The sequence below is a fragment of the Algoriphagus aquimarinus genome (genome assembly GCF_007997215.1).
In the GTDB taxonomy this organism is placed as follows: Bacteria; Bacteroidota; Bacteroidia; order Cytophagales; family Cyclobacteriaceae; genus Algoriphagus; species Algoriphagus aquimarinus_A.
On record NZ_VORW01000038.1, the window covers coordinates 1 to 12,259 of the forward strand.

The 12,259-nt window shown below is 40.4% G+C and carries 9 protein-coding genes; 8 read left to right on the forward strand and 1 reads right to left on the reverse strand.

Annotated features, from left to right (window positions below; translation table 11 throughout):
- The 5 genes from ESV85_RS21935 to ESV85_RS21955 form a co-directional block, all read left to right on the forward strand.
- On the forward strand, positions 1-1,193 hold a 1,193-nt coding region (locus ESV85_RS21935; RefSeq protein ID WP_146921467.1), incomplete at its 5' end, for a DUF1553 domain-containing protein.
- 376 nt (positions 1,194-1,569) lie between these two features.
- The gene (locus tag ESV85_RS21940) at positions 1,570-3,000 is read left to right on the forward strand and encodes a DUF1501 domain-containing protein (protein ID WP_146921469.1); all 1,431 of its coding nucleotides are present in this window, start codon (positions 1,570-1,572) and stop codon (positions 2,998-3,000) included.
- Positions 3,001-3,110: 110 nt separating this feature from the next.
- The gene (locus ESV85_RS21945) at positions 3,111-3,752 is read left to right on the forward strand and encodes a hypothetical protein (protein WP_146921471.1); all 642 of its coding nucleotides are present in this window, start codon (positions 3,111-3,113) and stop codon (positions 3,750-3,752) included.
- A gap of 218 nt (positions 3,753-3,970) precedes the next feature.
- Positions 3,971-4,873 carry a hypothetical protein gene (locus ESV85_RS21950; RefSeq protein ID WP_146921473.1) on the forward strand — a complete coding sequence of 301 codons (903 nt, stop codon included), beginning with the start codon at positions 3,971-3,973 and terminating at the stop codon, positions 4,871-4,873.
- Positions 4,874-5,101: 228 nt separating this feature from the next.
- The gene (locus ESV85_RS21955; RefSeq protein WP_146921475.1) at positions 5,102-5,572 is read left to right on the forward strand and encodes a carboxypeptidase-like regulatory domain-containing protein; all 471 of its coding nucleotides are present in this window, start codon (positions 5,102-5,104) and stop codon (positions 5,570-5,572) included.
- Between the two features lie 198 nt (positions 5,573-5,770).
- Here ESV85_RS21955 and ESV85_RS21960 read toward each other — a convergent pair whose 3' ends face one another.
- On the reverse strand, positions 5,771-6,661 hold the full coding sequence (locus ESV85_RS21960; protein ID WP_191322086.1) for a DsrE family protein: 891 nt from the start codon (positions 6,659-6,661) through the stop codon (positions 5,771-5,773).
- A gap of 504 nt (positions 6,662-7,165) precedes the next feature.
- On the opposite strand from ESV85_RS21960, the gene ESV85_RS21965 reads away from it, so the two are divergent.
- From ESV85_RS21965 to ESV85_RS21975, 3 genes are all read left to right on the forward strand, one after another.
- A complete protein-coding gene (locus ESV85_RS21965) occupies positions 7,166-8,224 on the forward strand; it encodes an acyltransferase family protein (protein ID WP_146921479.1) in 1,059 nt (352 codons plus the stop codon).
- A 396-nt stretch (positions 8,225-8,620) separates the two neighbouring features.
- On the forward strand, positions 8,621-9,946 hold the full coding sequence (locus ESV85_RS21970; RefSeq protein ID WP_146921481.1) for a Gfo/Idh/MocA family protein: 1,326 nt from the start codon (positions 8,621-8,623) through the stop codon (positions 9,944-9,946).
- Positions 9,947-10,443: 497 nt separating this feature from the next.
- Positions 10,444-11,904 (forward strand): DUF6600 domain-containing protein, encoded by a 1,461-nt coding sequence (locus ESV85_RS21975; RefSeq protein ID WP_146921483.1) that lies wholly within the window; start codon positions 10,444-10,446, stop codon positions 11,902-11,904.
- The last annotated feature ends 355 nt before the right edge of the window (positions 11,905-12,259 follow it).

Below are 12,259 nucleotides of genomic sequence, written 5' to 3' on the forward strand. Positions count from 1 at the left end.
TCACGGGAGGTCGATACAATATTAGCGACTGGCTGTACACTTCTCTTCGAGACAATAAGGCATACGATCAGTTCGTGAAGGAATTGCTCAATCCAACTGAAAAGTCCAAGGGTTTCATCGAGGGAATTAAATGGCGAGGAACCGTAAATGCTAGTCAGCGAACAGAAATGCAAGCTGCGCAAAATGTGGGTCAGGTGATTTTGGGCTTGAACTTAAAGTGTGCTTCCTGTCATGATAGTTTTATCTCTGATTGGAAACTGGAAGAGTCTTATGCTTTTGCGAATATTTTCGCAGACTCTACGCTGGAAGTCAGTCGCTGCGAAGTGCCAACAGGCAAAATGGCTAAGACCAAAATCCTTTGGGAGGAATTGGGAGATATTGACAGCGCTGCTAACAAAGCTGAAAAGCTAAGACAACTCGCAGATCGATTGGTACAGCCGGCGAATGGCAGAATGTACCGCACAATTGTGAATCGGGTTTGGAAGCAGCTAATGGGTCGCGGAATCGTAGAGCCCGTCGATGAGATGGACAATGCCCCTTGGAGTCAGGATTTGCTGGACTGGCTGGCTTCGGATTTTGTGGAAAATGGCTATGATTTGAAGGAGCTGATTTACCAGATTGCAAGCTCCAAGATCTACCAATCCCAATCCATAGGTTACGAATCCTACGATGCTGTGATGGCAGATGATTACAAATTCAACGGGATGGTGCGGAGGAGAATGACAGCTGAGCAGTTTTCGGATGCGGTAAGCGAGATCGTCTATCCGCTTTTCCCGGACGATGCGATCAAGTACAATCCTTTTGAATTGCAGAAACCAGAGCATGTCACTCCGACATTTGCGCGAGCATCTCTTGTCGCTAATAATCCTTTTCTCACTGCTTTGGGAAGACCAAATCGTGAGATTGTGTCGACAAGCAGAGAAGCTCAGGGAAGTTTGTTGCAGGCTCTCGAACTCACAAATGGAGAGAGATTAAATACTGCTTTGCAGAAAGGAGCGGAAAAATGGAAGACCCAACTCAGTGATCCTATTCAGATCACGGAGGAATTATACCTAAAAGCACTTAACCGAAAGCCAAACGAAAAAGAACTGGCGATCGCAAAGACTGCTCTAGGCGCAAAACCAGATGCTGCTAAAATCCAGGATCTATTCTGGGCGGTGATCTTGTTGCCGGAGTTTCAGATGGTGGAATAAAAAAAGACAGGAGACAGAAGACGGGAGTAGCGTCATTGCAAGTAAGACAAATTTAGAATTTACAAAAGAGTGAAGGATTGTGTCAGGCTGAGCGAAGTCAGTGTCAGGCTGAGCGAAGTCGGTGTCAGCCTGAGCGAAGTCGGTGTCAGCCTGAGCGAAGTCGAAGGCCCTTTTACTACAGGTAAAATTATTGTCCTCGACTTCGCTCGGACTGACCAGCGTTTCGTGTCCTCAAATCAATCTGTCATTGGTAGGAGGTACTACCTATCCCAATTTATCGGGAAAGCAGTCTAATCGATTGCAAAAAAGGGATTGCTTCGTGCCTCGCAATGACGGAAAATATTGACATCACTAGGAATCAAAAGAGACAAAAACCATGAAAACACCACTTAACCGTCGAGACTTTATCAAAAAAACCTCTGCTGCTGCCATGGCAACCATGGGGATGGGCGCTCCATTGGCGGGGTTGTTATCTTCCTGCGGAACTGACAAAATCCCGGCAACGGCAGATTCAGTTATTTTGCTTTTCATGGCTGGGGGAATGGCTCACACCGAAACCTTCGACCCAAAGAAATACACCCCATTTCGAAAAGGAATGGAATCCAAAGAGGTGCTAAGCACCTTCCCTTCCATCCCGACAGCATTGGATGGAATCAACTTTTCGGAAGGTCTGGAATCCATCGCCAAGATAATGGACAAGGGAACGCTGATCCGCTCCTACGTGGCAGCAGATCTGGGACACATTCTCCATACGCGTCACCAATACCACTTTCATACCTGCTACGAACCGCCACAATCCGTAGTCGTACCGCATTTAGGTTCTTGGATCTCCAAGGAACTTGGCCCCCTGAATCCTGTAATTCCTTCCTTCATCAATATAGGACAGCGATTTTCTGTGGGTGAAGGCGAGGAACTGAAGGCTTTTCACAGCGCTGGTTTTCTAGGATCTGAGCATGGGCCATTTTTGATTCCAGATCCATCTGCGGGTTTGGAAAGCGTGCGCCCTCCTATCGGCATGTCCACGAGTAGGTTTGAGTCAAGAAATCAGCTCTATGAAAACCTGCTTTCCGCAGGTGCGATGGGCGAGTACGGTTCGGACTATCAAAAAGAATCCCTCAAACGATCCATGGAGCAGGCCTACATTCTGCTGAATTCCCCAGAAGCCAAGGCCTTTGATCTGAGTCTGGAACCCAAGGAAAGCTATGACAAATACAATAATGGCAAGTTTGGGCTGGGTTGTCTTCTGGCAAAAAGACTCGTGGATCAAGGCGCTCGATACATCACAGTCACTTCCGAATACGAGCCATTTATGGGTTGGGATACACATGACAACGGGCATACCCGATTGACAGAAATGAAGAAAATGATCGACTCTCCTATCGCCCAACTCATCTCTGATCTGGATGAAAGTGGAAAACTGGACAGAACGCTAGTCATCGTAGCCTCTGAGTTTAGCAGAGATATGCTGACAGAAGGAAGACCAGGGCTGAAAGTCTTGGATCAGGTGGAAGTGCCAGATATCATTGAAGACATGAAAAACTACGGGATGCACAGACATTTCACCGATGGCTGCTCCATGCTGATGTTTGGTGGCGGAATCAAACGCGGACATGTCTATGGCAAAACCGCCGATGAACGACCTTGCAAAAGCATAGAAAACCCTATCAAAATCGACAGCATTCACCAGACGGTTTATCATGCTTTGGGCATCGCTCCAGAGACAAACTACGAGATCGAACAGCGCCCATTTTACACCACGCCTGATGGACATGGGAAGGTTGCTTTTGATTTATTACAAAAAGGGTAAACCCCTCACACAAAGATTTTTAGATTAGTTTCTTCTATTTTTTAACTAAGGGTTGCGGGAGAAAAAAAGAGGGAGTATTTTAACTTCAGAGTAGAGATAAAATTTGAATTATGGATTTAAATCAATGGAGCCTAGCACTAAATAATTCATCGAACATTTGGATGGCAGGAATGATGACCATACAAACAATAGTTATTATGGGAGGTGCATGGGTCGCATATCGTGAATTTATTTCTAAACAAAATGAACCTAAGAGAATCGCTGCCTCAAAGCTATTTGATTTTGATTATTTTATTGATTCCGAACTAGAGGCACTTTTTCATGGAAATAATTTGGAATTTAATGACCCTGATTTTCAAGAGCTTTATTCGAATTTTCCAAAAAAATATCTTTGGTCAATTATAAGAATTTATGAAATGAGAAATAAAATTTTAGAAAGACAAAAAACATCAATCGATAATTTTGAAAAGGAACTTGAAATAATTGGAGATCAAAACTTAAAATTTCTCTTTTATGACAAAATTGACCTGAAAATTTATATTGAGGGGGATATCATAAATGCTAATTCTGAACTTTTTGAACTGAATCTTATAGCTAAAGAAATTACCGAGGCTACTTTAGAGGCTAAAATCAGTCAAATATTTCAAGAGATTCCATCTCATTCAACGCATTCTGTGTCGCAAAATGTCAGGAATTACTGGGGTACTAAAAGAGAAATTCAAAATATTTTAAGGCCTTTGTTAAGAAGTTGAATCCCCTTCTGAGTGTAGACTTGACGTTGAGATCACTAGGTGTAGATTGTATCTACACCTTATTTTCCTTATCAATTTGAAATTGAATTTAATATTCGGGACCTGTTGAAACAGCAGCAACCTACTGAGAGGATCAGCCTTCACCAACATTTACAATTCTTTGCATGAAAAATTTTTTTTCAAACTATTTCTCTAAATTCAACTAAACTGCGACCCGTATGCTAAACTGGAAATTAATGGCTGACCCATACCCAGTACTTGGTGATATAATAATAATTGCTAAGGATGGTGAAAACTCAGACCGCTCAAAATGGCTAATTGGCCAATTCCTCCAAACGGAAGACGGTCAGCAATATGGAGTACTAGTAGATTTAACTAAGGAGGGGGCGATAATCAAGAAAACTGATAAATTCAAATACTGGTGCAAATTGCTTGAGGGAGGTAAAAAAATACCCCCAGATCCTAAAGAGGAAGATTTTCCTGAGTATTATGATTTTTTTAAAAAACTAATAGCATCCTACGAGAATAAATTTATAGTAATGGCCAAGCTTTCTAAGATGGCTGGTGGCAATTTTTATGCCCTAGATTTATATTTTGATGGCGTTTATAATCGTTCTCTTTCATTATTAGACGCAACTTTAATATTGCTTGACAGTAAAAATTTTATGGCTGCGGCAAGCATCGTGCGTCTTCATTTAGATAATTTTTTGAGGCTCCATGCTGCATGGATAGTAGATAAACCATATGATTTTGTATCTGAAGTTATGGATGGAAAATCTGTCCGAAATCTGAAAGATCGAAATGGGAATAAAATGTGGGATGGCTATTTAGTTGAAGATGCGAGCAAAAAATATCCATGGATAAGAGATGTTTACGACAAATCTTGTGGTTTCATTCATTTTAGCGGAACACACATCTTCTCTAATCAAAAGATTATTGATAATGAGACCAGAACAATCGGCTCATATATTGGCAAACGCGATTGGGATAATGTAACAGATCTCAACAGGATAGAAGTTCTAGCGGTAATGATAGAGATTTCAGATTGCATTCTAGAATATGCTTATGGTTGGGCTATCCACAAAATGCAAGCAAAATCTGAATCTGATAAGAAGAATTAAAAATCTGTTTAATAAGGTATTCTATCCTTTCTTCTTTACATTATGATTCATTTAAGCAACTGACAGTCAATTACTTTCACCACTTCACTGAGTGTAAACTAGGCATTCAGGTCACTAGGTGTAGATACAATCTACACCTTAATATCTTAATCAATTGAAATTGATTTTTATAATAGGGTGAAGTTACAAACTTCACCCAGCCATTATAGTTGCAAACCGTTGGGCGCAATGCGGTGTAAAATTAACCTAAGACTAGGAATGAGGCTTTTGATACTTCTGACAATCTATTTAATTCCATTTCTTTCAACTGGACAGACACGAACAATTACTGGAAAAGTCATTGACGAATTCGAACTGACGACCATTCCACAGGTGAGAATTCAGAATCGCGACACCGTACAACTTGGGACAACTGACATGAACGGGAATTTTAAAATAGAACTCCCCGCTGGGACAGAGCAATTGCAATTCAGCTTTATAGGTTTTGAGTTGACAACGGTTCAGATTCTAAACAACTGCGATAACTTGGAAATTATTATGATGTTGGCAAGCTCCTATGACTTCATGACAATGAAGACAGTTAATAGGAAACGATATAAAAGATTCAGAAAATTAAATGAACGACATCAGGAAGCATTTGAGAAAGGTGTTTTTAAATCAAGGACACCTTGTGTGACCTATATCTTCAGTAAAAATTAAACGCTTGAACCCATAGCTACCCCACTGAGCGTAGACTGGCGTTGAGCTAGGTTTAGTTCCAGAAATAAGCATAGACTATACTTAGTCCTTATCTGATTCTTGATTAAACATCCATAACAGTTGAGGTAAAAAAAGAGAACCTCAGGTATATCCCGAGGTTCTTGATTCTTCAAAAATTCCTATACTTTACTTCAAGGCTTAATCATTCAGTATAGGTTTTAGTGCATAGCCTTTCAATTGAAATTCCGATAATGTTGTTTGTGCAGTGAAGGTGACTTTAGCGAAGGGTAGCAAATCCTTCTTTTCAATTGTTCCCAAGGATTGTCCGCAAAGCAAAAACTCCACTCCTGCTTCATGAAGCTCATTGAGCATCTCTAAATTAGGATTATCCATTTTATACTTTTCTTGATACGCCTCGTTAGTCATAAATGACTGTGAAGCTGTCCCATGTACTGCTGCTACCAGCTTGATATTTTCCTTGGGAATCCCAGCAGACACATGCAGGTTAATCTGTCGCCCCAACTGACCCAAACCCCAATTCAGTTCCTCAGGCTTGATTTCATTTCTGTCGTCATCCTTGGGATCTAGCTTCGTAAATGCCATAAAGTCCACTATTATCTTATACTCTAAGCTTGGGTCAGGCTTGTAATCCACCTCAGGCACATCTATTACTAGAGCAGACATGTTTTTAATCACAGGCATAGACATAGATTTATCCCATAACTGCTTATCTGTTCTATTAGGGCATTTTTCCTCCAAGAAGCTCAGAATCTCCGGGTTGGCTTCCTCCCAACTTTGGGTGTTAGCTTTGAAACCTGCATCATCCAATTCGATAAGGAGCACCATAAAATTAGTAGAATCACCATCATCGGATTTTTCTACTCTAGTGTCTACATTGAAGTTGTACACCTCTCCTGATTTTCGAAGCTCAGACAGAGTTTTGCTAATTTTTTGCTTGGCATTCTGAAAAGCTAATGAGTCTTCGGCTTCACAGGAGCACTTGAATTCAGATCCAAAAGGGTAATACTGGGCTTGCACCGAAACAGAGAAAATCAAACAAGCTGCAAAAAAGAAAAGAATTTTTTTCATGGTAATTGCTTTAGTTAAAAATATATAAGAGGCTGGAATATAGCGATCAAAGACAGATGTCTTATGATAAAAGAAATAAAACATTCAATTCAATGATCAATTTTTAAGGGTTTGGCGTTTCCATGCTCCCTCACCAACCTAAGCCCTTCCCTCTGAGCGTAGAATAGGTCTTGAGGTCACTAGCTGTAATTTGCCAACCCTGCACCTGGCCTCTCGCTAAACAGCTTTTCTAAAGCTGTTTTAAACGCTCAATCCTACCTTCCTATCCAATCCAATTTTCAAGTGGGTAATAAGGAGTAGAATTAATCACAAATTGAAAAATATTTGGGTGAAGTTATAAACTCACTTAGTCTGAGTTACAGCCTGTTCCGATTTTTATCGGGAACTCCCGCGCTTCAGGGACTTTCACCCGTTGGAACGACTAACTTTTCGGTCTATATTCGCGATTTAAGCCACACACAAAACCGTTATATGGCATTGAAAAATTACATTAAAAGTTAAAATATGTATATAAATTCAATAAACTATTTTAGAGGTATTTCAATAATATTCATTGTGTTTGGACATTGTTTAGGTTTAGCTGATTTTATGTATGATTCAATGGCAGGCAATACGCTTTGGAATCTAACATTAGGAGGGACCTACTTTTTTGTATTCATCTCTGGTTTTTTGTTTCATCATATTTTTTATCAAAAATTTGAATTTAAAAAATTTATGATAAGAAAAATCAAATACGTTTTATGCCCATATCTCATATTATCAACACTTCCAATATTGTATTTAATTTTAAGAATTTGCATTGCAAGTATTTTTTCACCAAGTTCTTTTACCTATTATTATGAAGCATTATTATCTATTCCATTATTTAGGATTTATGTGATGGGGGTTGGTTTTTATGGTGGTTACTGGTTCATTCCATTCATTATGATCATTTTTGCATTATCTCCCATTTTTGTAAGGTTCATAAAACTCAAATTGAAAGCTCAGATAATAACAATCCTTTTTCTGCTAATTTGTTCAGTTTTTATTCATAGAGGAACCTACCAAAATGTATTTTCAGTTTTTCAAAATGTTTTGAACTTTACACCTATTTATTTGATCGGCATAATATCTTCAGAAAAAAAAGATATTATATATTCCAAAATTAAAGGAAGAGAATTTTATATTTTAAGTCTTGTTATTACTCTTGCAATATTTCAGGCTTATATTGGCAGATCAGGAGGTTATTTTAAAGACCCATTCACCTTCGGGGGCATCAATTTTATTATTATTCAAAAGATTCTTTTTTGCTTCTTTTTTATGATTTGGCTAAATCGTTTTGAAAAATATAAATTAAAATTACTAAAAATATTTGCAGAAAATAGCTTTGGAATCTATTTTACACATGGTATTATCATCATTATTCTATCCAAAATTAAATATGGATTAGGTATTTCGTTTACCTCAAATTCATTTATAATATATTGCCTTGTCACAATGCTTGTATTTTTTCTTTCCATCAGTGTAACGCTGTTTGTAAAAAGGCTATTCCCAAAACATAGTAGATATCTAGTTGGAAGTTAAACTCTAATTAATGATAAAAATGCCATATAGTCGAGTAGATAAAGGGGAATCTCACCCCCACTGAGCGTATACTAGGAGTTGGGATAGGTGTAACCCCGTACAGTTACCGGGAGTAATTACGCCTTTATATCCGTATCAAGTGCAAATTGATACTAATACAAGGATGAAGTTGCATCCCGATAATTATCGGAATTCACCCATCCTAATTCACAAACGCTCTACAAGGCACGGATACTGTTTGTCCTCTACAAAATCACAGCTCAGCCACTTTTTTATTAGAATCTTCTACACTGTATAGTGATAGCAACAGGCTTTTAACCAGACACTTTTCCGATTCATCGCAATTTCCTGTATTTTGAGTTCAAGATTCTTTTTCCCAACCCAAAATCCAAACCCATGAATGACCGTCGCAACTTTATCAAGTCCACAGGAATCGTCGCTGGCGGACTTTGGCTAGCCCCATCTCTACTCCAGGCCAAGCAAGGCATCGCTGCAAGTGACCGGGTTCGAGTAGCACTTATAGGTTGCAATAATATGGGATTTGGGATTCTTCGCCATCACCTCGCACTGCCGGTAGTGGACTGTGTAGCCCTTTGTGATATAGACCAAAATGTACTCGATCGAAGAATCACGGAAGTGGAAACAGCCACAGGAAAAAAACCGGAGCGCTACACCGACTTTAGACTTTTGCTGGAACGCAGCGATGTGGACGCGGTAATTATCGGCACTCCAGATCACTGGCATTGCCTGATCGCCGTAGCCGCCTGCCGAGCCGGAAAGGATGTTTATGTGGAAAAACCCATGGCAAACACCATCGGGGAGTGTGAGCTGATGGTCAATGCAAAGAATCAGTACAATAGGATCATGCAAGTGGGTCAGCAGCAGCGCTCAGGACAAGGGTTTATTGAAGCCCGGGATTTGGTAATGAATGGCTACATCGGCAAAGTCAGAAAGGTGAATATCTGGTCAAACTTCAATTACGGACTTGGCAACCTGATCCAACCTGCGACTCCTTTACCCGAGGGCGTGGATTATGATTTCTGGCTGGGACCTGCACCTTCCAGAAGCTTTAACCCAAATCGCTTTCACGGAAGTTGGAGACATTTTTGGGATTATGGCGGAGGTTTGATGTCCGACTGGGGTGTGCATCTGTTGGATATGGCGATCTGGGTGGAAGAAAATCCGGCAGTCCCTTCCAAAGTACTTACCTACGCCGCCAATGTCAACAAAGAGAATCGGGATCGGGACACCTTCGATACCATGAATGTCCTTTATCCTAAAAAGGACTTTTTGATTAATTACGACATGAATGGTGGGCTTGAAACGGGGCCTTACGGCAAACCTTACGGAATTGGGTATGTGGGCGAAAAAGGTACGCTAGTCGTCAATCGTGGTGGCTACGAAATCTACCCGGAATGGGATCCAGAGGCCAAAGCTCCAAAAATAGAAGCCAAAAAACTGGAAGTGATGACTGAAAGTCACAATCTACATGTAGCCAATTTTGTGGAATGCATTAAGACCAGAAATGAACCCATTTGTCCACCAGAGGCTGGGCGAATCGCAGCCTTGCATGCTCATATTCCAAATATAGCCGCAAGAATTGGAGCTGAGGAATTGATTTGGGATGAAACGAAAAGAGAATTTACAGGAAATGCAGCTGCCAATAAATTGATTTGGCCAAACTATAGAGCGCCTTGGATATTGCCGAAAATTACTTCTTAGCTATTCAGACTTAGGTGAGGTTTTCACAAGTTTTAAAATTGCGGCTTAATTCTATAGTGAATCACTAGTATCGTATTATTCGGATTCGTGTAGGTCAATCTCATCAAGACGATCTGCTATTTTTCACCAACTCATATTTTTTCTCAAAAAAAATATCTGCTCCCTATCTCTAATTTTTCTACCAAAAGGCATTTTCTAACTTAAAATTATTCACCAGGTCAAAAAGACTTAAATCATTTTATTAATTAAGTACTGATTTTTTATGTTAATCTTAAGACAATATTAAGATTTATCGCAACCATTGGCTTAATTTTTTACGTAAAACCAACCTAACAATCAGTTCTTTTGATGTAAGTCTTGAAAAGTTGGCGTGATTTTGGTTTTAGTATGCATGCATCCTTTTACTAGAAAAATGCATCTACCTAAATAGGAAGCCTTAAAAAGCCCACAACCCTATAAGTATATAACCAATTATTTAATCACTAAACCCACGTAAAATGAAAACGATACAAGTACCACGATGGATGAGGAATTTGATGATGGGAATCATCGCACTAATCTGGATTACCCCAAAAGATGCCCAAGCGGAGAATGTCGCAGGAGTTTCCTTTCAGGTATTCTATGATGAATTGATGCCTTATGGGGACTGGGTAAAAGATGGACGACATGGATATGTATGGCTACCTGCTGTATATGATGATTTCCACCCTTATGGAACTAATGGACACTGGGTAATGACCAATTATGGTAATACTTGGGTATCTGATTACGATTGGGGATGGGCTACTTTCCACTACGGTAGATGGTACTTCGACGGCAATTACCAGAGCTGGGCTTGGATTCCTGATTACGACTGGGGACCTGCTTGGGTAGACTGGAGAACCGGTGGCGGATATTATGGTTGGGCACCTATGGGTCCTGGCTTCTCTATCAATTTCAGAGTAAATATCCCTTCTAACTATTGGGTTTTTGTTCCTCAAAGAAGATTTGCCTACGTAAATGTTTATAACTACCATGTACCGCATGGAAGAAGAGTGAACATCTACAACAATACGACTATCATTAATAATACAGTGGTGTATAATAACAACAGATACTATGGTGGACCTGCGCGAAGAGAGGTAGAAAGAGTGACCCAAAGATCCTATCCTGAGCGTAGAATAGAGAATAGTAATTCAGCAGGAAGAACGGTGGCCTCAAGAAATGCAGTAAGTGCATACAGACCTGATTTGCAAAGTGCAAGAGGAACTACTACAGGCGCTAGACCTTCCAGAGTTCTTTCTTCCGGACAAGCCAGAACACAACCAGCGACTACTCCTTCCAGAGTAGACGGTAGATCTGAAGCAGTATCGGGTCGATCTGCGACCACTCCTGCTGGATCTTCGAGATCTTCTGAAAGAATAACAACACCAAGTCGAACTGAGAATGCCGGAGGCAGATCAACCTCTCCTTCTGCTAGCCGTGGAGAATTTGATACAAAACCATATCCTGGTGCTCAAACCAGAACCTCAACTCCGAGTCGTCAGAGTCAAGGATCTCCTAGCACTACTAGAAGCACTGAACCTAGAACTTCGAGCCCATCTACTAGAACTGAGAACAGCAGAACACCTCAGACAAGGTCAACTCCAGCAAGAACTCAGTCTGCTCCTGCTCAAAGATCAAATGAATCTAGAACTCAGCCTGCTCCTACTCAAAGGTCGACTCAACCTAGGGCCCAAAGTGCTCCGGCACAGCGTTCGACACCAACTAGAACACAGCCGGCTACTTCGAGAACTCAATCTTCGAGCCCAGCGACAAGAAGCACTCCTGCCCGTACTACTCAAACTAGACAATCGCAGCCAGCTCCTCGTTCTACTCCACAGGTAAAGAGTTCTTCATCCAGAACTTCAACTCCTGCGAAGAGCTCCTCAAGCAGTTCTTCCTCAAGAAGCGGATCAAGAACCAGAGGAAATAATTAAGCTCAAACAAAACCTATTTGAAAAGGGTAGCCTATCGGTTATCCTTTTTTTGTGAGATTATTTTCCGCGAAGGGCACATAGGTCGCGTATACTAAATCGTTTTTGGATCAGGGCTGAAAGTCCTGAATATCTCAGTCCAGCTCGAAAGGGCTGGGATATGATAAATAACCAAAACCCCAAAGCTCTGAAAGAGCGAAATAATTTATGAAATATCAGCATTCGTCCCTACAGGCATACGCGTTAACTTAAGCCATATCGGTCTAGTTATTAGACACTTTGTTCTTATTTTTTCTTTTTCAGGAATGACTCTTTTTTGATTACTCTTTTCAAAACAAAGGTATTCCTATCCTCTATT

What these genes read in the sequence shown, in the direction of transcription:
- ESV85_RS21950 (WP_146921473.1), top strand. Translation starts at nt 3,971, where the DNA reads ATGCTAAACTGGAAATTAATGGCTGACCCATACCCAGTACTTGGTGAT.
- ESV85_RS21940 (WP_146921469.1), top strand. Translation starts at nt 1,570, where the DNA reads ATGAAAACACCACTTAACCGTCGAGACTTTATCAAAAAAACCTCTGCT.
- ESV85_RS21945 (WP_146921471.1), top strand. Translation starts at nt 3,111, where the DNA reads ATGGATTTAAATCAATGGAGCCTAGCACTAAATAATTCATCGAACATT.
- ESV85_RS21955 (WP_146921475.1), top strand. Translation starts at nt 5,102, where the DNA reads ATGCGGTGTAAAATTAACCTAAGACTAGGAATGAGGCTTTTGATACTT.
- ESV85_RS21965 (WP_146921479.1), top strand. Translation starts at nt 7,166, where the DNA reads ATGTATATAAATTCAATAAACTATTTTAGAGGTATTTCAATAATATTC.
- ESV85_RS21960 (WP_191322086.1), bottom strand. Translation starts at nt 6,661, where the DNA reads ATGAAAAAAATTCTTTTCTTTTTTGCAGCTTGTTTGATTTTCTCTGTT.
- ESV85_RS21975 (WP_146921483.1), top strand. Translation starts at nt 10,444, where the DNA reads ATGAAAACGATACAAGTACCACGATGGATGAGGAATTTGATGATGGGA.
- ESV85_RS21970 (WP_146921481.1), top strand. Translation starts at nt 8,621, where the DNA reads ATGAATGACCGTCGCAACTTTATCAAGTCCACAGGAATCGTCGCTGGC.